We start from the raw sequence: 21,128 nt of genomic DNA, 5'->3' as shown, positions 1-21,128 counted from the left end.
CGGACGGCGCTCCGTGGCCGCCTGACGGCCGGTCGGCAGCCCGGGCCGATCCCGGCGCGTTCGAACGCCGGGGTCAGCCCGCGTTCTCGTGCCCGGTGGCGGACAGGATGCTGGCCAGCTCCTCGTCGAGCTCGCCGCCGGCCAGCTCCTGGCCCATCGGCACCACCCGGTCGGTGCGGGCGAGGAAGGCCAGCAGCGGCGGGGCGGCGGCCCGCAGCAGGGCGTCGCCCTCGGGGGCGCGCAGCACGATGCAGACCTCGGAGAGGTCGTCGCCGACCGGATGGATGTGCACGTCGCCCTCGCCGGACGGGCGGCTGATCCCGTCTACCAGCAGCTCGCGGGCGAACACCCAGGTCACCGGCTCGTCCCCAGGCAGGTGGAAGGTGAAGCGGACGGCGAACGGATCGTCGCCGTCGTAGTCCAGGTCGACCACGATGCGGAAGGAGAGCTCGCTCGACACCACGAGGTGCATCGCCATGTGGGCTTGGACCGTGCTGTGCATGCGCCAGTACCTCTCGTTCTGCCCGCCGTGCGCGCCGAGGGTCGCGCGGTGCGGTCGGGCATTCGGTTCGCTGTCGGTTGGCTGTCGTTCCGTCGTCGGTTCGTCGGTTCGCGGTGCCTTTGTCCCCTGAGTCCCCGTTCGAACCTCATCGTCCATGTTTGGCAACGATGCGGACAAGGTGTGCTTTTTCAAATGGTGAACGAACGCCACACGGAATCACCTCACGAACGCCGGAAACATCGCACCCACCAGGGAGCGGAGCCGGGCCGCGGCCGGGCCGAGCCGGTCGGCGTGCTCCAGTGGCAGGGAGATCGCCATGGTGGCGACCACGGACCCGACGGTGATCGGCACCGCCGCGCAGACCGTGCCGAGCGCGTACTCCTGGCGCTCCAGCACCGGCATGGTCGGCCGGACGTGCTCCAGCCGGCGCAGCACCGCGCGCACGTCGCCGGACGTGGACGGGGTGAGGGCGGTGGGGCGGTACCGGGACAGGTGGTCGAGCCGTTCCTCCTGGCCGAGTTGGGAGAGCAGGCAGAGTCCGACGGCGTGCGCGTGGGCGGTGGACCGGAAGTCGGCCCACTCCTCGACCGGGGGCTGCGCGGCCGCCGAGACCACGTCGACCATCCGGACCTCGCCGTCCTCGTACACGGCGTAGTAGACGGCGGCGCCGAGTTCGTCGCGCAGCTCCTCCATCCGGCTGCGCAGGTCGACGTGTTCGGACTGCCGGGTGTCGGCGCGGCTGATCCCGTCCACCGAGGCGCCGTAGTAGAACCGGCCGCCGTCGCGCCGCAGGTAGCCCTCGTGGGTCAGGGTGCGCAGCAGGTGGTAGGTGGTGCCGAGGGGGAGCCCGGCGGAGCGGGCCAGCTGTTTGGCGGTGGCGCCGTGGACGTGCGAGCCGACCTCCTCCAGCAGCCGCAGCGCGCGCTGCACCGAGGTGATCAGGGTGGGTGCGCGCGGCGCGCGTATGCCGCCGGCGGCCGCGGCGTTCCCCCTGCCGGCTGGTTCCCCGATCCGGTGCATGCTCATCCCCATCCCCCGGGCCCGAAAAGGCATTCGGAGGAGGCTGCTCCGAATCGGCCCGGCAGGCGGACATTGCAGCACAGGCCGGGCATCCCTGCAATCACAATGACGCACACATCGGGCAAATCACCTTCGTTTCGAAGGTAGTCGCTGAGGTAGTGGCGCATCTTACGAGGCGTCACCTGGCCGGTTCGGGCGAATCGAAGATCCATAGCGGGTGTGTCCATCACCACCGCGTGACACACCCGGGCATGCCGTGGCACCCGTACGGCGGAACAGGTTCCCCCCATTCGTCCCTGTGTGCGAGTTTCACTCCGGCCCGTGCGCGGGAGACTCCCGCACAACGCTCGCGCCCCGGAGGTGGCAGTCATGTCGGGCCCGGTCCGTCCTGTCGTCAAACGCACCGCCCGCGCGATCCTGCTGGAGATCGACCCGGACGACCCGCACGCCCCCGCCTCGCTGGTGCTGATCCGCCGGGTCCGCCCCGGCTCCCCGCACCCGTACTGGATCACCCCCGGCGGCGGCGTCGAGCCCACCGATGCCACCGTGGTCGCCGCCCTGCACCGCGAGGTGGACGAGGAGCTCGGCGGCAAGGTCACCGACGTGGTGCCCGCCTTCGTCGACACCGTCGCGCACGCGCACCACGAGGACGGCACCCCGGCGCACCCGCACGGCGTCAAGGTGCAGCACTTCTTCGTCTGCCGGCTCGCCTCGCTCGACCCGTCCCGCCGGCACGGGCCCGAGGTGGAGCAGCCCAACGGCGAGTACGCGATCGTCCGGGTGCCGTTCACCCGCGAAGGCGTCACCTCGGTCAACGTGGTCCCTCCCAGCCTCCGTGCCTACCTCGCCGCCAACATCGAGGGCGTCCGCGCCCTGCTCGCCGAGGACCTCGGCTGACCGGTCGTCAGTCCCGCTGCCGCGGCAGGTCGTGCCGGATGCTCGCGTCCGGCACGCCGCTGCGCCGCAGCGCCGCCACCCCGCCGCGCACCATCCCGGCCGGCCCGCTCAGGCAGGCCGTGAAGCCGTGCCAGGGCGCGTACCGCGTCACCACCTCGGGCAGCTCGCCGAGGAGTTCGCCGCCGGACGCCGAGGACTGCTCGGAGAGCACCGGGCGGACCGTCAACCAGGAGTGCCGGGCGGCCAGTTCGCGCAGCTCGTCGAGCCGGTACAGCTCCGCGGCCCGGCGCGCCCCGTAGAACACCTCCACCCGGCGACCCGCCGCCCCGTGCTCGGCGACCTCCTCCACCAGCGCGGCGATCGGCCCGATCCCGGTGCCGCCGCCGAGGCAGAGCAGGTTCTCCCCCGCCGCGTGGTCCACCGTCATCGCGCCCTCCGCCGCGCCGAGGCGCAGCACGTCGCCCGGCCGCGCCCGGTGCACCAGCGCGTTGCTCACCCAGCCCGCCTGCACCGCCTTCACGTGCAGCGTCAGCAGCCCGTCCGGCCGCGGCGCCGAACCGAACGAGTAGGGCCGCCACACCCGTGGCCACCACGGCGTCTCCAGCGCGGCCCACTGGCCGGCCCGGAACGGGTACGCCTGGTCCGGACGGAGCGTCAGCACCGCCACGCCCGGCACGGCCTGACGGTGCGCCACCACCTCGGCCTGCCACCACGGCGGGGTGGACCTGGCCTCCTGCTCAGCGCCCTCCACCATCAGCCGCGAGGCCAGCGCCAGCAGCCGCCGCCAGGCCGCCTCGGTGCGCTCGTCCCAGCCACTGCCGCCGTACCGGGCCAGCGCCGCCACCAGGCAGTCCTCCACCGAGGCGTAGTGCCGGGTCAGCGCCCCGTACTTGCGCTGCCTGCGGCCCAGCGGCACCAGGTACTCGCGCAGCGCGGCCGGGTCGTCGCCGTGCCCGGCGCAGCGCCGCAGGGCCCGGAACAGCCGCTCCCGCGGCTCGTCCATGGCGGCCGGGAACATCGCCCGCAACTCCGGGTGCCGCAGGAACATCAGCGCGTGGAAGTGCGCCATCGCCCGGTCGGCGTGCGGCTGCACGGCCGCCAGCACGGCCCGGATCAGCACCAGGTCCTCGGCGCTCGGCGGCTGCGGCGGCCCGGCTTCCTCCGCCGGCGCTCCCACCGGTTCCAGTTCGGCCACCGCCCGGCCGCCCGCCGGCAGCCCCCAGGCCCGGCTCCACCGGTCGTCCGGCCCGACCCAGTTGAGCGCCGGGGCCTCCTTGAACAGCGGCTCGAACGCGGGCGGTGACGGCACCGCGGGCAGCGCCGGCGCGGCGGTCGGCAGCGGCGGAACCGCCGGCGGCTCGGTCGGCTTCGCCGGGACGGCCGGCACCGGGGTGAGCGGCACCGGGGTCAGGCCGAGGACGGCGGCGGCCGGCGCCGGCCCGGCGGAGGACTGCTCCTGCGCCGGGCCGGACTGGCCCCGCTGCTCCACGGCGGTCGGGGGTTCGTCCGCCGGCTCGGCCGGGTCGGACGGGGAGGTGGGGGAGGTGGGCGCGAGGGCGGGCGCCGTACCGGGCAGCGCGGCGACGGCCGTGGTGCCCCGGGCCACCCTGACCCGCAGCGGCCCGCCCTCCAGTGCGAGCTGACGAGTACCCAAGAGAATCGTTTCGCTTCCGGTCGAACTGTCTGCTGACGCCTTCAGCACAGTGACACCGACCGCACAGCTCATCCGACAAATCCGGCGAACGCCGGACGCCCGGACCACCGACCCGCTACCCTCGCCGCGCCACGGGCGACCGCGCGGGCTACAGGCCGCGCAGCAGCATCCCCGGGCGCTCCACGCAGTCCGCGACGAACCGCAGGAAGCCGCCCGCGGTGCCGCCGTCGCACACCCGGTGGTCGAAGGTGAAGGACAGCTGGGTGACCTGACGGACCGCCAACTGGTTCTCGTGCACCCACGGCTTGGGGGTGATCCGGCCCACGCCCAGCATCGCCGCCTCCGGGTGGTTGAGGATCGGCGTCGACCCGTCCACCCCGAACACCCCGTAGTTGTTCAGGGTGAACGTCCCGCCGGTCAGCTCCGCGGGGCCGAGCGACCCGGCCCTGGCCGCCTCGGTGAGCCGGGCCAGCTCCACCGACAGCTGCTCGGTGCCCAGCAGGTGGGCGTCCCGCACCACCGGCACCAGCAGCCCGCGCTGCCCCTGCGCCGCGAAGCCCAGGTGCACGGCGCGGTGCCGGCGGACGGCCTCGCCCTCCACGCTGGAGTTCAGTTCGGGGAAGCGCTCCAGGCCGGCCAGACAGATCCGTGCCAGCAGCGCCAGCACGCTCACCTTCGGGCCCGGGACCGAGTTCAACTGGGCCCGCAGGGACATCAGTTCGGTGGCGTCGGCGTCCACCCAGCAGGTCGCGGCCGGGATCTCCCGGTGGCTGCGGGTCAGCTTCTCCGCGACGGTGCGGCGCAGCCCGCGCAGCGGGACCAACTCGCCGTCCGGCTCGGTTCCACGTGGAACAACCATCGGTCCGGGCGCGGCGGTTGCCGCGATGGCGCGCTCCACGTCCCGCCGGGTGATCAGCCCGTCCGGCCCGCTGCCGGGCACCCCGGCCAGGTCCAGCCGGTGCTCGCGGGCGATCCGGCGCACCAGCGGCGAGATCACCGCCGGCACTGCGGGAGCGACGGGGGCGGCGGGCGCGGCCGGTGCCGCGACGGGCGCCCGCTCGGCCACCGGCACCGCCACGGGCACCGGTGCGGCGCCCCCCGGCAGCACCCGGCGGCGGCCGGCCCGGCGGGACTCGGCGACGCCGTAGCCGACCAGCGGCCGCTCCACCGCCGGCGCGGGCTCGTCCCCGGGCGCGGGGGCGACCGCCACCGTGACCAGCGGCGCGCCGACCGGCACCTCCTGCCCGACCTCGCCGAACCGGGCGGTGACCACGCCGCCGTACGGACAGGGGACCTCGACCACCGCCTTGGCGGTCTCCACCTCCACCACCGGCTGGTCGACGGCGATCACCTCGCCGACCTCGACCATCCAGCGCACCACCTCGGCCCCGGTGAGACCCTCACCGAGGTCGGGCAGCGTGAACTCGCGGACCACCGGCATCGCCATCACTCCTCCCACTGCAGCCTGGCGACGGCGTCCAGGATCCGGTCCACCCCGGGCAGGTGGTGGTGCTCCAGCATCGGCGGCGGGTACGGGATGTCGAAGCCGGTGACCCGCAGCACCGGCGCGGCCAGGTGGTGGAAGCACTTCTCGGTCAGCCGGGCGGCGAGCTCCGCCCCGGCCCCGCCGAAGCCGGTCGCCTCGTGCACCACCACGGCCCGACCGACCGAGCGGACCACCTCGCAGGCGGTGGCCTCGTCGAACGGCACCAGCGAGCGCAGGTCCAGCACCGCCAGGTCCCGGCCCTCGGCCTTCGCCGCCTCGGCGGCCTCCAGGCAGACCGGCAGCGAGGGCCCGTAGGTGATCAGCACCGCGGAGGTTCCCGGGCGCCGCAGCACGGCCCTGCCGATCGGTTCGACCTGCGCCGCCGGGTCCCACTCGGCCTTGCCCCAGTACAGGCGCTTGGGCTCCAGGAACACCACCGGGTCGTCGGAGGCGATCGACTCCCGCAGCAGCCCGTAGGCGTCCTGGACGGTGGCGGGGGTGACCACGTGCAGCCCGGGGGTGTGCGCGTAGTACGCCTCGGAGGCGTCGCTGTGGTGCTCGACGCCGCCGATGCCGCCGCCGTACGGGACGCGGATCGTGATCGGCAGCGGAAGCTTCCCGGCGGTGCGGTTGCGCATCTTGGCGACGTGCGAGAACAGCTGCTCCAGTGCCGGGTAGGCGAAGGCGTCGAACTGCATCTCCACCACCGGGCGCAGCCCGTACATGGCCATGCCGACGGCGGTGCCGAGGATGCCGGCCTCGGCCAGCGGGGTGTCCAGGCAGCGCTCCGGGCCGAACTCGGCGGTCAGGCCGTCGGTGATCCGGAAGACGCCGCCGAGGGCGCCGACGTCCTCGCCGAGCACGTGCACCGTCTTGTCGGCGCGCATCGCGTCGCGCAGGGCGGCGTTCAGGGCCTGCGCCATGGTTCCGGTGCGCAGGCCGGACTGTTCGCGGGTGGCGGTGGTCATCGCCCGTGCACCTCGGCCTCCGCGGCGAGTTCGGCGGCCAGCTGGGCGGCCTGCTCGCGCAGCTGCTGGGTCGGCTCGGCGTAGACGTGCGCGAACAGCGCCATCGGGTCGAGCTCGGGGTCGGTGTGGAACTCGGCGCGCATCCGGGCGGCCAGCTGCTCGGCCTGCTCGGCGGCCTCGGCGACCAGCTGCTCGTCCAGCAGGCCGCGCTCGCGCAGCGCCTCCTCCAGCAGTCGGATCGGGTCGTGCGCCTGCCAGGCCTCGACCTCCGCGGCGTGCCGGTAGCGGGTGGCGTCGTCGGCGTTGGTGTGCGCCTCCACCCGGTAGGTGAGCGCCTCCACCAGGGTCGGGCCGCCGCCGGTGCGGGCCCGCTCCACGGCCTCGGCGAGCACCTGGTGCACGGCGGCTGCGTCGTTGCCGTCGACCAGCCGGCCGGGCATGCCGTAGCCGACCGCCTTGTGGGCCAGGGTCGGCGCGGCGGACTGCCGGGTCAGCGGGACGGAGATGGCGTAGCCGTTGTTCTGCACCAGGAACACCACGGGGGCGTGCAGCACCGCCGCGAAGTTCAGGCCCTCGTGGAAGTCGCCCTCGCTGGTGCCGCCGTCGCCGAGCAGGGCGAGCGCCACGGTGTCGTCGCCGGCCAGCCGGGCGGCGTGCGCCAGGCCGACGGCGTGCGGCACCTGGGTGGCCAGCGGGGTGCACAGCGGTGCGGTGCGGGTGGCGCGCGGGTCGTAGCCGGTGTGCGCGTTGCCGCGGAGCAGGGTGAGGGCCTGCAGCGGGTCGACGCCGCGGGCGACCACCGCGAGGGTGTCCCGGTAGGACGGGAAGAGCCAGTCGTCGGTGCGCAGCGCCAGCGCGGCGGCCACCTGGCAGGCCTCCTGGCCGGTGGAGGCCGGGTAGACGGCGAGCCGGCCCTGCTTGGTCAGGGTGGTGGCCTGCTGGTTGTAGCGGCGGCCGGCCACCAGCCGGCGGTACAGCTCGCGCAGCAGCTCCGGGTCGGCCGAGGCGGCGGCGGGTGTGCCGAGGACGCGGTACGGCCGGTCGTCGGGCAGCAGCGGGGCGGGGTCGGTGCGCGGCGCGGTGGCGCCGGGCTGCCAGCCGGGCACGGGGGCCTGGTCGGCCCGGTCCCTGTGGTCGAGGACGGTCATCTCGGGCACCTCCGGGGTGGTGGGGGCTCCCTACCGATTGTTCGGTCGTCTGTTCATCTTGACCATATCCCCGTCAAGACGGTGGACAGTCGGCCGAAAGGAGGGTCTGCTGGGGCCAGCACGTCCAATCACGAGGGATGGGGGGCCATGTCGGCTGAACAGGTGTCCAGGCTCGACCGTGTCGACCGTTCGATCCTGCGGCTGCTGCGGCAGGACGGCCGCGCTTCGATCCGCTCGGTGGCCGAGCGGGTGCACGTGTCCCGGGCCAACGCGTACGCCCGGATCTCCAGGATGGTCGAGGACGGGGTGATCCGCGGCTTCACCGCCCGGGTCGACCACGAGAAGGCCGGGCAGGGCGCGTCCGCGTACGTCACGCTGCGGATCGTGCAGAACTCCTGGCGGACGGTGCGCGAGCAGCTGCTGCAGCTGCCCGGGGTGGCGCACATCGCGCTGGTCGGCGGCGACTACGACGTGCTGATGCTGGTGCACACGGCCGACAACAAGGAGCTGCGCGAGCTGGTGCTGGGCAGCATCCAGTCGATCCCCGAGGTGCTGGGCACCCGGACCATGCTGGTCTTCGAGGAGACCGACCACATTCCGCCGGACGGGCCGTAGCCCCGGGCGGCTAGTCGGCGCGCAGGCCGTCGAAGGCCAGCCGGACCACCGCGTCGGGCAGCGCGTCGGCGCCGCGCTGGCCGGGGCGGTACCACTCCACCAGCGAGTTGATCATGCCGAACAGCAGGCGGGTGGCCAGCCGCGGCTCCAGGTCGGCGCGCAGCTCCCCGGCGGCGGCGGCCTCCTGCAGCAGCTCCGCCACCCGGTGGTCGAAGTCGCGCCGGCGCTCCAGCGCCCACAGCTCGGTGGCGGTGTTGCCGCGCACCCGCAGCAGCAGCGTCACGTACGGCAGCTCGGCCAGCAGCACCTCGGCGGTGCGGCGCACCACGTGCTCCAGCCGGTCCACCGGGCGGCCCTCGACCGCCGCGGGCTCCTCCAGGATCCCGAACAGCGCGTCCAGCGCCCGGCCGACCGCGAGCCGCAGCAGTTCCTCCTTGCCGCGCACGTGGTGGTAGATCGAGGACTTCGAGATGCCCGCGGCCCGGGACAGGTCCTCCATCGAAGTGCCGTCGTACCCGCGGTCGTTGAAGACCCGCACGGTGACGGCGAGCAGCGACTCGACGGTGTACGAGGCGCGCGGGGAGTGATCGGCCATGCGACGAGTATCCCCGGGGCGGTGGCGGCCCGCCCCGGGGGGTGGGACGAGCGGATCAGGCCCGCGGCCGGGTGTCCTCGGCGACGAAGTACGCGGGGCGGCCCTGCACCGAGGTGTAGATCCGGGCCACGTACTCGCCGAGCAGGCCGACGCAGATCAGCTGCACCGCGCCGACGAACAGCAGGCCGACGAAGAGCGAGGTCCAGCCGGGCACGGTGTTGCCGGTCAGGTAGACGGTCAGCGAGAAGGCCAGTAGTCCCAGGCAGGCGAAGAAGGCGATGGTGCCGAGCCAGGTGGCCAGCCGCAGCGGCGCGGCGGAGAAACCGGTGACGCTGTCCAGGGCGAGCCGGACCATCTTGGTCAGCGGGTACTTGGTCTCGCCCGCCACCCGCTCCTCGCGCACGTAGCGCACCTCGCCGCTGGGGAAGCCCAGCCAGGGCACCAGCAGGCGGTAGACCCGGTGCTGGTCCGGCAGTTCCTTCAGCGCCTCGACGGCGTCCCGGGACAGCAGCCGGAAGTCGCCCGCGTTGGACGGCACCTGACGGCCCACCAGGGAGCGCATCAGCCAGTAGTAGGCGCCGGCCGTCCAGCGCTTGAACCCGGTGTCGGTGGAGCGGTCCTCGCGCACCCCGTACACGATGTCCAGGCGCTCGCCGCGGGCCAGCTCCAGCATCTCGGCGAGCTTCTCCGGCGGGTCCTGCAGATCGGCGTCGATGGTGGCCACGTAGTCGCCGACGGCGAAGTCGAACCCGGCGGTGAGCGCCGCCTGGTGGCCGCTGTTGCGGCGCAGCCGGACCATCCGCAGCTCGGGCCAGTCGGCAGTCAGGTCGCGCAGCAGCGCGGCGGTCTTGTCGGCGCTGCCGTCGTCGACGGCCAGCACCTCGTAACGTACGCCGAGTCCGTCCAGCGCCGGCCGCAGCCGGGCGGCGAAGGAGGGCAGCGCGTCCTCCTCGTTGTACATCGGGACCACCACCGTCAGGACGGTGCCGCCTTGCTCCGCTGCACTCATCAGGTTCTCCCGCCCGTGGGTGAGGCCGTCCGGTGGGGGGAGTGTATCCAGCGGGCCTCCGATCAGGTACAGACCAGTACCCCGTGCCGTAGGCTCGCCCGAGAATCCGGGCGGCCCGGCGGGGCCCGTGACCGAGACAGGACCTGATGGCGATGGCAGCAAGTCACGACACCGAGGTGGCGGAGCGTCCCGAACTGCCGGCCGGGGACGAGGCCGCGGGCGAGGGCGCGCGCGCGTGGCTGCGGCGTGTCGCCCACGAGTACGGACCGGCGCTGGCGGTGTTCGGCGCGGTGCGGCTGATCGCGTTCACCGTCTTCATGTGGCTGCTGGCCTGGTCCGGCGACTACCTGACGAACCCGACCCGGTTCGGCGGCGGCGCGCACACCTGGGACGTGCTCGGCGGCTGGGACGGCTGGTGGTACCAGCAGGTCGCGCAGAACGGCTACGACCCGAAGCTGCTGCCGTCCACCTCGGGCCCGTGGACGCTGGAGCAGAACTCGGTCGCCTTCTTCCCGCTCTACCCGGGCCTGATGAAGATGGTCTCCGCGGTGACCGGCCTCGGAACCTTCGGCGCGGGCGTCCTGGTCTCGGTGGTGAGCTCGTTCGTCGCGGCGGCCGGCATCTACGCGGTGGCCAAGCTGCTGGCCGGGCGCCGCGCGGCGGTGATCGCGGCCGGCGTGTGGGGCGTCTTCCCCGGCTCCGGGGTCGAGTGGGCGGTGTACTCCGACTCGCTGTTCGTCGCCCTCGCCGCCTGGGCCTGCTACTTCGTGCTGACCCGCAACTGGCTGGCGGCGGGCGTCACCTCGTTCGTGGCGGGGCTGAACCGGCCGACCTCGGCCGCGCTGGCCGCCGCGGTCGGGGTGGCCGCGCTGATCGCGCTGTGGAAGCGCCGGGACGGCGTCCTCGGCCCGGTGTCCGCGCTGCTGATCGCCCCGCTCGGGTTCGTCGGGTACATCGCCTGGGCGAGCTGGCGGATGGGCAGCTGGACCTCGTACTTCGACCTGCAGCGCGGTGCCTGGCTGCACTACTTCGACTGGGGCAAGCACACCGGCAACGTCATCCAGAACCTGCTGTTCGGGCACCACAAGTACATGTTCGGCTACCCCACCGAGGACCTGATCGCGCTGTTCCTGGTGTTCGCGCTGCCGATCCTGCTGTTCCTGCTGGTCCGGATGCGCCCGCCGGTGTTCCTGCTGGTCTACGTCGGCATCACGGTCGTCCTGGTGCTCGGCAGCCAGCAGATCTTCGGCAACACCTCGCGCTACCTGCTGCCCTGCTTCCCGCTGTTCCTGCCGATCGCGGCCGGCCTCAACCGGCTGTCCCGGGCCTCGCTGGCCGCCGTCCTCGGCATCACCGCGGTCGCCTCCGGCTGGTACGCCGGCTACGTGCTGTTCGAGCTGGGCATCCCGTAGCCGGATCCGTCCCGACGGCCGCTCCCGGCGCTCCGGGGGCGGCCGTCGCGCTTTCCGGGCCGACACCCTTGCACCGACCGATCGTTCGGTTACCCTGAGGCGTGTCCCGCCCTGCCCCCGTGAGGAGCGCACCATGGCCGCTGCGACCCCTGTCGCCGAACTGATCGCCCGCCACCAGGACACCCTCGATCGCGCGCTCGCCGCGATCGCCGACCGCGACTACTGGTCGCCGTACCCGGAGTTCCCCAAGGCGTACGGGGAGAGCGCGGCCGGCGACGGCAAGGCCGCCTTCGAGTCCCTGCTGGGCCGCGAGTTCGAGCTGGCCGGACACCCGGACGGCGGCGAGCCGGTGGCCGGCGAGGCCTCGCCCTACGGCATCGAACTGGGCGTCAGCTACCCGCACGCCGAGCCGGCCGCGCTGCTGGCCGCGCTGGAGGCGGCCCGGCCCGGCTGGGCGAAGGCCTCGCCCGCCGCGCGCGCCGCGGTCTGCCTGGAGATCCTGGCCCGGATCAACTCCCGTTCGCACGAGTTCGCCAACGCGGTGATGCACACCACCGGCCAGGCGTACGGGATGGCGTTCCAGGCGGGCGGCCCGCACGCCCAGGACCGCGGCCTGGAGGCGGTGGCGTACGCGTACGCCGAGCAGACCCGGCTGCCCCGCTCGGCGACCTGGACCAAGCCCCAGGGCAAGCGCGACCCGCTGGTGATGACCAAGGAGTTCACCGTGGTGCCGCGCGGCACCGCGCTGCTGATCGGCTGCAACACCTTCCCCACCTGGAACGGCTACCCGGGCCTGTTCGCCTCGCTGGCCACCGGCAACGGCGTGCTGGTCAAGCCGCACCCGCGGGCCGTGCTGCCGCTGGCGCTGACCGTGCGGATCGCCCGCGAGGTGCTCGCCGAGGCCGGCTTCGACCCGAACCTGGTCTGCCTGGCCGCCGAGCACGAGGGCTCCGCGATCGCCCAGGTGCTGGCGGTCCGCCCCGAGGTGAAGCTGATCGACTACACCGGCTCCACCGGCTTCGGCGACTGGCTGGAGGAGAACGCCCGGCAGGCGCAGGTGTACACCGAGAAGGCCGGCGTGAACACCGTCGTGCTGGACTCCACCGACGACTACCGCGGCATGCTGGACAACCTGGCGTTCTCGCTCAGCCTGTACAGCGGCCAGATGTGCACCACTCCGCAGAACCTGCTGATCCCGCGCACCGGCATCCGCACCGAGGACGGCGAGCGCTCCTACGACCAGGTGGTGACCGACCTGGCCGCCGCGGTCGAGGGCCTGCTCGGCGACGACGCCCGCGCCGCGGCGATCCTCGGCGCCGTCGTCAACCCCGGGGTGCTGCAGCGCAGCGCCGCCGCGGCCGGCGGCGAGCTGGGCGAACTCGCCCTCGCCCCGCGGGTGGTGGCCTCCCCCGAGTTCCCGGCGCGACCATCCGCACGCCGGCCCTGGTGAAGGCCGACGCCGACAAGCCGGACGACCGTTCCCGCTTCCTCACCGAGTGCTTCGGCCCGATCGCCTTCGCGGTCGCGGTGGAGAACACCGCCGCCGCGGTCGAGCTGCTGCGCCGCACCACCGTCGAGCACGGCGCGATGACGGCGGGCGCGTACACCACCGACCCGGCCGTGGAAGGCGCGCTGATCGAGGCCTGCCTGGACGCCGGCGTCTCGCTCTCGCTCAACCTGACCGGCGGCGTGTACGTCAACCAGACCGCCGCCTACTCCGACCTGCACGGCACGGGCGCCAATCCGGCCGCCAACTCGGCGTACTGCGACGCCGCGTTCGTGGCCGCCCGGTTCCGCACCGTCGAGGTCCGCAAGTAGCCGGTCCGGCGACGGAGAGCGGGCCCGGGCGCCGTCCCACAACGGCGTCCGGGCCCGCGGACCCTGTCCCGGGGGAGGGAACAGGGAGTTCAGGAGCGGCGCGGGTGGAACACCCACACCCGCAGCAGCACGAAGCGCACCAGCGTCGCGGCCGCGTTCGCCGCGACCAGCACGGCGAGTTCGACGCCGTGCCCGGCGTCCGGGGCGGTCGCGTGCAGCACCGCCACGCCGCCGCTGGTCAGCACCAGGCCGATCAGGAAGGCCAGGCCGCCCTCCAGTTGGTGCTTGAGGGCGTTCCGGCGGCCCGTCACCCCGAAGGTGAAGCGCCGGTTCGCGGCGGTGTTGAACACCGCGGTGACGCCGAGCGCCAGCGCGTTGGCCGCCAGCGCGGGCACCAGCCGGCGCAGCGCCAGGAACAGCAGCATGTACGCCAGCGTGCACAGCCCGCCGATCACCGCGAAGCTGACGGACTGCCAGCCCAGGCCCGGCGGCACCTGCGACTGCCGGACCCGGTCCGGGAGTTCGACCGCACCCCGGCCCGCCAGGGTCCGCCGGGCCACCCGGGCCATGCCCTTGAGGTCGTCGACCACGGTGCGGACGATGTCCACCCGGCTGTCCGGGTCGTCCACCCAGTCCACCGGGACCTCGTGGATGCGCAGGCCCGACGCCTCGGCCAGCAGCAGCAGTTCGGTGTCGAAGAACCAGGCATTGTCCTCGACCCGGTCGAGCAGCTGCTTCACCACCTCGGTGCGCCCGGCCTTGAACCCGCACTGGGCGTCGGAGAACTTGGCGGCCATCGTGGCGCGCAGCAGGAAGTTGTAGGTGCGCGAGATGAACTCCCGCTTCGGGCCCCGCACCACGGCCGAACCCCGGTGCAGCCGGCTGCCGATGGCCAGGTCGCTGTGCCCGGACAGCAGCGGCGCGACCAGCGGCAGGAAGGCCTCCAGGCCGGTGGACAGGTCGACGTCCATGTACGCGACCACGTCCGCCTCGCTGGTGCCCCACACGTGCCGCAGCGCCCGCCCGCGGCCCTTCAGGTCGAGGTGGATGGCCCGCACCTGCGGGATCTCCTCGGCCAGCGCCGAGGCGACCTGCCAGGTGGCGTCCACCGAGGCGTTGTCCGCGACGGTGATCAGGTAGTCGTACGGGAAAGTCTTCGACAGGTAGGCGTGCAGCTCACGGACACAGCGCTCCAGCGAGTGCTGCTCGTTGTACACGGGTACGACGATCTCCACGAGCCTGGTGCGGACCACGGTGTCGGCCGCGTCCCGGCCGTCGACCGCCGGAACGGGACGGACGGTCTGGCGCATCGCTGGCTGTGTCATGGGAAGGAGGTTCACAGCCCCTGATGGGCCCGCGATGATGGCAGTCTGAGAGCGCGCTGAGAACCCGGCCGCCCGTGGACTCCGGCCGGTGGCCCCGGCCGACAGCCGAACACGAGGGGAGAGACGGATGTCCGAGACGGAGTTCACCGCCGATGTGCTGGTGGCCGGCGCCGGGCCGACCGGCCTGCTGCTGGCGGGCGACCTGGCCGCGGCCGGCCTGCGGGTGACGGTGCTGGAGAAGCGCGCCGAGGAGTCCAACCTGACCAGGGCGTTCGCCGTGCACGCCCGCACCCTGGAACTGCTGGACGCCCGCGGCCTGGCCGACGAACTGCTCGCCACCGGCCCGGCGATGCCCTCGCTGCAGGTGTTCGGCCGGCTCCGGGTCGACCTCGCCGGGCTGCCCACCCGCTTCCCGTTCGTCCTGATCACCCCGCAGTCCAACACCGAGCGGGTGCTGCGCGAGCGGGCCGTCAAGGCGGGCGTCGAGCTGCGCCGCGGCGCCGAGGTGACGGGCCTGCGGCAGGACCCGGAGGGCGTCACGCTGACCGCCCGCACCGCCGACGGCGAGCAGCGGCTGCGGGCCCGCTACGCGGTCGGCGCGGACGGCGTGCGATCCGCGGTCCGCGACCTGCTCGGCATCCCGTTCCCGGGCGAGTCGGTGGTGCGCTCGGTGATGCTGGCCGACGTCCGGCTGGAGCACGCGCCCGAGGAGCCGTTCACGGCCGGCGCCGGCGACGCCGGTTTCGCCTTCCTCGCCCCGTTCGGCGACGGCTGGTACCGGGTGATCGGCTGGGACCGCGAGCGCCAGCGGCCCGACTCCGACCCGGTGGTGCTGCCCGAACTCGCCGAGCTGCTGCGCGAGGTGATGGGCCGGGACCACGGGCTGACCGAGGCCCGCTGGACCTCCCGCTTCCACAGCGACGAGCGGCAGGCGCCCAGCTACCGCTCCGGCCGGGTGTTCCTGGCCGGCGACGCCGCGCACTGCCACTCCCCGGCCGGCGGCCAGGGCATGAACACCGGCCTGCAGGACGCCGCCAACCTGAGCTGGAAGCTGGTCGCCGCCGTCCGCGGCTGGGCACCTGACGCGCTGTTGGACACGTACCAGACCGAACGGCACCCGGTCGGCCGGGCCGTGCTGCGCAGCTCCGGCGCCCTGGTCCGGCTGGCCCAGGGCCGGCACGCCCCGACCCGGGCGCTGCGCTCCGCGCTCGGCGCGGCCGCCGGACACCTGGGCCCGCTGGCCGAGTTGGGCGCCAAGCAGGTCTCCGGCATCGCCCACGCCTACCCCGCCGAGAAGGGTGCGCACCCGCTGGCCGGCCGCCGGGTCCCCGACCTGCGGCTGGCCGTCGACGTGCCCGGCGGCCCAGCGCGGCTGCACGAGGCGCTGCGCCCCGGCCGGTTCGTGCTGATCAGCAACGACGAGCTGTCGGTCGCCGACTCCTGGGCGGAGCGGGTGGTCACCGCCGCGCCCGCCGACCCGCACGGCAAGCTGCGCGACACCGTGCTGCTGGTCCGCCCGGACGGCTACGCGGCCTGGGCCTGCGCCGACCCGACCCGCGGCGAGCTGCGGGCCGCGCTGAGCCAGTGGCTGGGCCGTCCCTGACATTCACTTGATACCGGACGGGAATTCAGTGAATGAACTGAATTCCCTTTCCGTTCCACAGTTGACTGTTTTTTAGTAAGCAATTGCTCAGGCATGGGCCTTTTCCCGAGAGTTCTCTGAGAGATTCTGGCGAGCGTTTTCGAACCCGGAACGCCCCCAGATTTCCGGAGGAGCCCGTGCGACCCCGCTCGCTCGCCCTTGCCGCAGCTCTCGCTGTCCTTCCCCTCACCGCCGTCTCCCTGGGCGTCGGCACCGCCCAGGCGGCGCCGACCCCGAACGCCGCCGCCCGGGTGGCCCTGCCGCAGACCGTCACGCCCGCGGTGGCCCGCTCGCACAAGCAGGGCGACGTCCCCGCCGACCGGAAGATATCCGTGGCGGTCTCGCTGAAGCTGCGCAACACCGCCGAACTGGACCGGTTCCTGGCCGCGGTCGGCACCCCCGGCACCGCCGAGTACGGGCATTACCTGACGCCCGCCCAATTCACCGAGCGGTTCGGCCCGAGCGCCGCCGACGTCGACCAGGTGCGCGCCTTCCTGGCCGCCCAGGGCCTGACCGTCGACTCGGTGAGCGCCAACCGCCAGGTGGTGAACGCCACCGGCACCAGCGCGCAGATCGCCGCCGCCTTCGGCACCCACGAGTCGACCTACACCGACCCGCAGCAGGACGGCCGGGCGTTCTTCGCCAACGACGCCGCCGCCTCGGTGCCGGCCGCGCTGGCCGGCGTGGTGGAGGGCGTCAGCGGCCTCAACGACCACACCGTGCGCACCACCCGGATCGCCAAGCCCGGCGCCGCCACCCCGCACGCCACCCCGTCCGGCTTCGGCCCGGCCACCTACGACGGCGCCTACCGGCTGAACCAGCTGGGCGCCGACGGCACCGGCACCACCGTGGCGCTCTGGGAGTTCGACGGCTACAAGTCCACCAACCTGACCACCTACGACAGCCAGTTCGGCCTGTCCGGCCCGGCGGTCAGCACGGTCTCGGTGGACGGCGCGAACTACGACTCCAAGCCCGGCGACGGCCAGGGCGAGGTGGAGCTGGACTCCGAGATCGTCCGCGGCGTCGCCCCCAAGGCCACCCAGCTGGTGTACGAGGCCCCCAACAGCGACCAGGGCGAGATCGACATGGCCGCCAAGATCGTCGCGGACAACCGGGTCTCGGTCATCTCCATCTCCTGGGGCTCCTGCGAGCCGGACACCACCGCCTCCTCGATGACCGCGGTGAACAACTCCTTCAAGCAGGCCGCCGCCCAGGGCATCTCGATCTTCTCCGCCTCCGGCGACGACGGCTCCCGGGACTGCACCCGCTCCACCTCCGGATCCACCGTAAAGGCCGTGGACTTCCCCGCCTCCAGCCCGTACAACACCGGCGTCGGCGGCACCAACCTCAAGGTCTCCGGCACCACCTACAGCTCGGAGAGCGCCTGGAGCACCGCCGGCGGCGGCGTCTCCACCCAGTTCGCCAAGCCGACCTGGCAGACCGGCACCGGCGTGAGCGGCACCATGCGCACCGTCCCGGACGTGTCCTCCAACGCCGACCCGAACAGCGGCTTCGCGATCTACACCCAGGGCACCAGCGCCCCCGGCTGGCAGGTCTACGGCGGCACCTCCGCGGCCGCCCCGCTGTGGTCCGGCTTCGCCGCGCTGTACAACCAGAAGGCGGCCGCCGCGGCCAAGCCCGTCCTCGGCGAGGCCAACCCGAAGATCTACGCCGTCACCAACTCGTCCTCGTACGGCACTTCGTTCCACGACGTGACCACCGGCGCCAACCAGGACTTCTCCACCAAGACCGGCTACGACCAGGTCACCGGCTGGGGCACCCCGGTCGCCGACGGCCTGGCCAACGCGCTGCTCGGCTCCGGCGGCACCACCCCGCCGCCCGGCACCTGCACCGCCGCCCAGCTGCTCGGCAACCCCGGTTTCGAGACCGGCACCGCCAGCCCCTGGACCGCCTCCTCCGGCGTGGTCGACAACTCCGCCTCGGAGGCCGCCCACGGCGGCTCCTGGAAGGCGTGGATGAACGGCTACGGCTCGGCCCACACCGACAGCCTGTCCCAGGCGGTGGCGATCCCGACCGGCTGCAAGGCCTCGCTGAGCTTCTGGCTGCACGTCGACACCGCCGAGACCACCACGACGAGCGCGTACGACAAGCTGACCGTCACCGTCAACGGCACCTCGGTCGCGGTGTACTCCAACCTCAACAAGGGCACCGGCTACGCGCAGAAGACCATCGACCTGTCCTCGTACGCGGGCCAGACCGTCACCGTGAAGTTCAACGGCGTCGAGGACTCCTCGCTGCAGACCAGCTTCGTGGTCGACGACACCGCGCTCACCGTCTCCTGACCCAGCGTCAACACCTCGCCGGAAGGGCCCCGCACGGGTCCTTCCGGCACCCGTGTGTCAGGAGTGTTTCCTGTTCGATCCGTCTGCGAAATGCTTGTCGTGACCACTGTCATATGTCCTGATTGATGACGTAGCCTCTCAAACCTCAATAGGGTTCCCACACGCTCGGCGGCGCACCACCGACGCACCACCGCTGCCGTGGAGCCGGGGTGAACCCGCCGAACCCGCCGGGTGGGGAAGGTGTCGCATGGGCTCACAGCAACCGCAGCACGCCGGCCGGCTCCGACTGGTCGGTCAACGCGAACCCGGAAGCGAGCAGCGGCCCGTGGCCGGACCCGCCGAGCCGTCGGCCGAACCACCTCCCGCCGCCCCGCCGCCGGCGGCCGCCCCCGCGCCGCCGCAGAGCGGCTTCGCCGAGGTCCTCAACTCCGCGATCGAGAACAGCGGACTCAGCCTGGACCGGATCCGCGCCGCCCTCGCCAAGCAGGGCGTCCGGGTCAGCGTCACCACCCTCAGCTACTGGCGGCGCGGCCGCAGCCAGCCCGAACGCGCCACCTCGCTGCGCGCCGTCCACCTGCTGGAGGAACTCCTCGGCCTGCGCCACACCGCCCTCACCGCGCTGCTCGGCCCGCCCCGCCCGCGCGGCCGCTGGGTCACCCAGGGCCCCGCCCCCGACGGCCTGCGGGTCGAACAGGTCTGGCCCGGCCAGGCCGAACTCGCCGAGGTCTTCGCCGAACTCGACGCCCCGCCGGCCGGGCAGCTGGAACGCCAGTCCATCCACGACGCCTACTACGTCGACGCCTCCCGCCGCGGCCACCTGCTGCGGATGCGCCAGGTGGTCCGCGCCACCGTGGACGGCGTCACCCGGCACGTCGTGGTCCACAAGGCGGACGAGGGCGTCGAGATCTGCCCCGAGATCACCTCCGTCCGGCACGCCCGCCTCGGCCGGGTCCGCCGCCGTCCGCTCAGCGGGCTGCTGGTCGCCGAGCTCCTGCTCGACCGGCCGCTCGCGCTCGGCGACTCCACCGTCCTCGAGTACGAGGTGCAGATCCCCGACTCCGGCCCCACCACCGACTACGGCCGCTTCTTCGCCGCGCCGGTCCGGGAGTACGTCCTCCAGGTGCACTTCGACCCGGTCACCGTCCCCGTCCAGTGCGAACGCTTCGACCGCACCCCCGGCACCGAGACCGACAACCACCGCGAACCCCTCTGGATCGGCGCCTCCGCCAGCGCCCACGTCCTCACCGCCGACCAGCAACCCGGCCAGGTCGGCATCCGCTGGCAGTGGGAGTGACCCACTCCCCGCCCGCCCCCGGCGCAGCCGGCCGCGCCACGCCCGACCCCGCGGTGCGCGGGTTCACCCGAACCGCCCTGCCTGATGCCCTATCAGGTGGTCCGCACCACTGCCTCCGAGGAAGGTGAGTCCCACTCACCGAGGAAAGGCAGGTCCCACCCGTGCTGATGGAGTTCAGCGAGGTCGAGCCGGACGAATCCTGTGTCTGCGGCGGTTGCAACGACCGTCGGCGAGCCCGGCTGCTGGCCGCCCGGTCGGGGCACGGCCCCGCCTGCGGGGCGCGCCGGGCGGCCGTGCTGCTGGCCGCGATCGGCGGTGTCCTGGGCAGCGGAACGGCCGCGACAGCCGTGGCGGCGCCGGGAACGGACACCGGCCCCCAGATACCCGGCTCGCCGCAGGGCGAGGTCTCCGGACTGTACGGCGAGGACGGCCCGTCCCAGCGGGCCCTGACCGCCCAGCCGGCCACCACCCGGGCGGAGATCATGCGCCGGGCGCAGACCTGGGTCGACCGGAAGGTGCCGTACAGCATGGGCAGTTACTGGTCGGACGGCTACCGCCAGGACTGCTCGGGCTTCGTGTCGATGGCCTGGGGCCTGGGCAGCAGCCAGACCACCTGGACGCTGCCCAACTTCGCGGAGCGGATCTCGAAGGACGACCTGCAGCCGGGCGACGCGCTGATCTACAACAACCCGGCGGACCCGGAGGGCGGCTCGCACGCGGTGCTGTTCGGCGGCTGGGTGGACGCGGCGCACACCAAGTACACCGCGCTGGAGCAGACCCGCCCGAGCACCACCAAGAGGGCCACTCCGTACGCGTACTGGAGCCACGCGGCAAGCTACCTGCCGTACCGGTACAAGGGGTTGAGCCAGCCGATGCCCGTGCCGGACGGCGCGGACGCCTTCCCGGGCACGGACAAGTTCGGGCCGGGCAAGGTCAACCCGTACGTGACCCGGCTGGGGACGATGCTGGTGGAGCGCGGCGCGGCCCGGTTCTACCACGAGGGGCCGAGCCCGGACTGGGGCGAGGCGGACCGGAAGGCCACCGAGGCGTTCCAGCTGGCGCAGGGCTGGCGCGGCGCCGAGGCGGACGGCTACCCGGGCAAGGACACCTGGGACCTGCTGGTGCGTCACAAGGGCAAGGACATCCCGCCCGCCGCGGGCGCCCCGTCCCCGCCGCCGCCGCAGCAGGCGCCGGCCTTCCCGGGCGCGGACAGGTTCGGTCCCGGCCAGGTGAACGACTCCGTCCTGCAACTCGGGCAGCAGCTGGTGAAGAAGGGGTTCGGCGGCGCGTACCGGGAGGGCCCGAGCCGGGACTGGGGCGAGGCGGACCGGCTGAACGTGCAGGCCTTCCAGCGCGCCCAGGGCTGGACCGGCGCCGAGGCGGACGGCTACCCGGGCCCGCACACCTGGCGGCTGCTGTTCTCCTGACGGCCCCGCGGCG

16 protein-coding genes and 1 pseudogene are annotated in these 21,128 nt (G+C 73.5%); 8 read left to right on the top strand and 9 right to left on the bottom strand.

Annotated elements, in window-relative coordinates; translation table 11 throughout:
* Positions 1–73 precede the first annotated feature (73 nt).
* Together BX266_RS18435 and BX266_RS18430 are read right to left on the bottom strand one after the other, a co-directional pair.
* The gene (locus BX266_RS18435; RefSeq protein ID WP_099901230.1) at positions 74–502 is read right to left on the bottom strand and encodes an SsgA family sporulation/cell division regulator; all 429 of its coding nucleotides are present in this window, start codon (positions 500–502) and stop codon (positions 74–76) included.
* Between the two features lie 216 nt (positions 503–718).
* A complete protein-coding gene (locus tag BX266_RS18430) occupies positions 719–1,528 on the bottom strand; it encodes an IclR family transcriptional regulator (protein WP_180290528.1) in 810 nt (269 codons plus the stop codon).
* A 363-nt stretch (positions 1,529–1,891) separates the two neighbouring features.
* Here BX266_RS18430 and BX266_RS18425 point away from each other — a divergent pair, with 363 nt between their 5' ends.
* On the top strand, positions 1,892–2,419 hold the full coding sequence (locus BX266_RS18425) for an NUDIX domain-containing protein (protein ID WP_099901228.1): 528 nt from the start codon (positions 1,892–1,894) through the stop codon (positions 2,417–2,419).
* Between the two features lie 7 nt (positions 2,420–2,426).
* Here BX266_RS18425 and BX266_RS40890 read toward each other — a convergent pair whose 3' ends face one another.
* The 4 genes from BX266_RS40890 to pdhA form a co-directional block, all read right to left on the bottom strand.
* Positions 2,427–4,073 (bottom strand): globin domain-containing protein, encoded by a 1,647-nt coding sequence (locus BX266_RS40890; RefSeq protein ID WP_143686955.1) that lies wholly within the window; start codon positions 4,071–4,073, stop codon positions 2,427–2,429.
* 148 nt (positions 4,074–4,221) lie between these two features.
* Positions 4,222–5,514: a dihydrolipoamide acetyltransferase family protein gene (locus BX266_RS18415; protein WP_099908018.1), complete on the bottom strand. Its 1,293-nt coding sequence runs from the start codon at positions 5,512–5,514 to the stop codon at positions 4,222–4,224.
* Positions 5,515–5,519: 5 nt separating this feature from the next.
* A complete protein-coding gene (locus tag BX266_RS18410) occupies positions 5,520–6,527 on the bottom strand; it encodes an alpha-ketoacid dehydrogenase subunit beta (protein ID WP_099901224.1) in 1,008 nt (335 codons plus the stop codon).
* Complete coding sequence (pdhA, locus tag BX266_RS18405; RefSeq protein WP_180290527.1) at positions 6,524–7,675, bottom strand: pyruvate dehydrogenase (acetyl-transferring) E1 component subunit alpha; 1,152 nt, start codon at positions 7,673–7,675, stop codon at positions 6,524–6,526. The genes BX266_RS18410 and pdhA overlap by 4 nt, the downstream gene beginning before the upstream one ends.
* A gap of 147 nt (positions 7,676–7,822) precedes the next feature.
* Between pdhA and BX266_RS18400 the strand changes: the two genes are divergently transcribed.
* Positions 7,823–8,290, top strand: a complete 468-nt coding sequence (locus BX266_RS18400) for an Lrp/AsnC family transcriptional regulator (protein ID WP_099901222.1) — start codon at positions 7,823–7,825, stop codon at positions 8,288–8,290.
* A 10-nt stretch (positions 8,291–8,300) separates the two neighbouring features.
* On the opposite strand, the gene BX266_RS18395 is transcribed toward BX266_RS18400, so the two are convergent.
* On the bottom strand, positions 8,301–8,885 hold the full coding sequence (locus tag BX266_RS18395) for a TetR/AcrR family transcriptional regulator (protein WP_099901220.1): 585 nt from the start codon (positions 8,883–8,885) through the stop codon (positions 8,301–8,303).
* A gap of 55 nt (positions 8,886–8,940) precedes the next feature.
* Complete coding sequence (locus BX266_RS18390) at positions 8,941–9,894, bottom strand: glycosyltransferase family 2 protein (RefSeq protein WP_099901218.1); 954 nt, start codon at positions 9,892–9,894, stop codon at positions 8,941–8,943.
* Positions 9,895–10,046: 152 nt separating this feature from the next.
* On the opposite strand from BX266_RS18390, the gene BX266_RS18385 reads away from it, so the two are divergent.
* Entirely contained in the window at positions 10,047–11,306 is a 1,260-nt protein-coding gene (locus tag BX266_RS18385) for a glycosyltransferase family 39 protein (protein ID WP_310794791.1), read from the top strand.
* 133 nt (positions 11,307–11,439) lie between these two features.
* Positions 11,440–13,124 (top strand): annotated as a pseudogene (gene paaN, locus BX266_RS18380) (phenylacetic acid degradation protein PaaN).
* Positions 13,125–13,213: 89 nt separating this feature from the next.
* Here the strand turns inward: paaN and BX266_RS18375 are convergent.
* Positions 13,214–14,449, bottom strand: coding sequence for a glycosyltransferase (locus BX266_RS18375; RefSeq protein ID WP_310794790.1), 1,236 nt, complete (start codon positions 14,447–14,449; stop codon positions 13,214–13,216).
* Positions 14,450–14,576: 127 nt separating this feature from the next.
* On the opposite strand from BX266_RS18375, the gene BX266_RS18370 reads away from it, so the two are divergent.
* From BX266_RS18370 to BX266_RS18355, 4 genes are all read left to right on the top strand, one after another.
* Positions 14,577–16,052: an FAD-dependent monooxygenase gene (locus BX266_RS18370; RefSeq protein WP_099901211.1), complete on the top strand. Its 1,476-nt coding sequence runs from the start codon at positions 14,577–14,579 to the stop codon at positions 16,050–16,052.
* Between the two features lie 176 nt (positions 16,053–16,228).
* Positions 16,229–18,394 (top strand): protease pro-enzyme activation domain-containing protein, encoded by a 2,166-nt coding sequence (locus tag BX266_RS40885; protein ID WP_099901209.1) that lies wholly within the window; start codon positions 16,229–16,231, stop codon positions 18,392–18,394.
* Positions 18,395–18,641: 247 nt separating this feature from the next.
* Positions 18,642–19,688: a hypothetical protein gene (locus tag BX266_RS18360; RefSeq protein WP_099901207.1), complete on the top strand. Its 1,047-nt coding sequence runs from the start codon at positions 18,642–18,644 to the stop codon at positions 19,686–19,688.
* A gap of 167 nt (positions 19,689–19,855) precedes the next feature.
* On the top strand, positions 19,856–21,115 hold the full coding sequence (locus BX266_RS18355; protein ID WP_099908014.1) for a peptidoglycan-binding protein: 1,260 nt from the start codon (positions 19,856–19,858) through the stop codon (positions 21,113–21,115).
* The last annotated feature ends 13 nt before the right edge of the window (positions 21,116–21,128 follow it).

This window comes from Streptomyces sp. TLI_171, assembly GCF_003610255.1.
Taxonomy (GTDB): domain Bacteria; phylum Actinomycetota; class Actinomycetes; order Streptomycetales; family Streptomycetaceae; genus Kitasatospora.
This window is presented reverse-complemented; position numbering and strand designations above follow the sequence as displayed.

Excerpts from the sequence above, each read along its gene's own strand:
- BX266_RS18415 (WP_099908018.1), bottom strand. The coding sequence starts at position 5,514 with ATGCCGGTGGTCCGCGAGTTCACGCTGCCCGACCTCGGTGAGGGTCTC.
- BX266_RS18410 (WP_099901224.1), bottom strand. The coding sequence starts at position 6,527 with ATGACCACCGCCACCCGCGAACAGTCCGGCCTGCGCACCGGAACCATG.
- BX266_RS18375 (WP_310794790.1), bottom strand. The coding sequence starts at position 14,449 with ATGACACAGCCAGCGATGCGCCAGACCGTCCGTCCCGTTCCGGCGGTC.
- BX266_RS18355 (WP_099908014.1), top strand. The coding sequence starts at position 19,856 with ATGGAGTTCAGCGAGGTCGAGCCGGACGAATCCTGTGTCTGCGGCGGT.
- BX266_RS18435 (WP_099901230.1), bottom strand. The coding sequence starts at position 502 with ATGCACAGCACGGTCCAAGCCCACATGGCGATGCACCTCGTGGTGTCG.
- BX266_RS18425 (WP_099901228.1), top strand. The coding sequence starts at position 1,892 with ATGTCGGGCCCGGTCCGTCCTGTCGTCAAACGCACCGCCCGCGCGATC.
- BX266_RS18370 (WP_099901211.1), top strand. The coding sequence starts at position 14,577 with ATGTCCGAGACGGAGTTCACCGCCGATGTGCTGGTGGCCGGCGCCGGG.
- BX266_RS18430 (WP_180290528.1), bottom strand. The coding sequence starts at position 1,528 with ATGAGCATGCACCGGATCGGGGAACCAGCCGGCAGGGGGAACGCCGCG.
- BX266_RS18360 (WP_099901207.1), top strand. The coding sequence starts at position 18,642 with ATGGGCTCACAGCAACCGCAGCACGCCGGCCGGCTCCGACTGGTCGGT.
- BX266_RS18400 (WP_099901222.1), top strand. The coding sequence starts at position 7,823 with ATGTCGGCTGAACAGGTGTCCAGGCTCGACCGTGTCGACCGTTCGATC.
- pdhA (WP_180290527.1), bottom strand. The coding sequence starts at position 7,675 with ATGACCGTCCTCGACCACAGGGACCGGGCCGACCAGGCCCCCGTGCCC.
- BX266_RS18390 (WP_099901218.1), bottom strand. The coding sequence starts at position 9,894 with ATGAGTGCAGCGGAGCAAGGCGGCACCGTCCTGACGGTGGTGGTCCCG.
- BX266_RS18385 (WP_310794791.1), top strand. The coding sequence starts at position 10,047 with ATGGCAGCAAGTCACGACACCGAGGTGGCGGAGCGTCCCGAACTGCCG.
- BX266_RS18395 (WP_099901220.1), bottom strand. The coding sequence starts at position 8,885 with ATGGCCGATCACTCCCCGCGCGCCTCGTACACCGTCGAGTCGCTGCTC.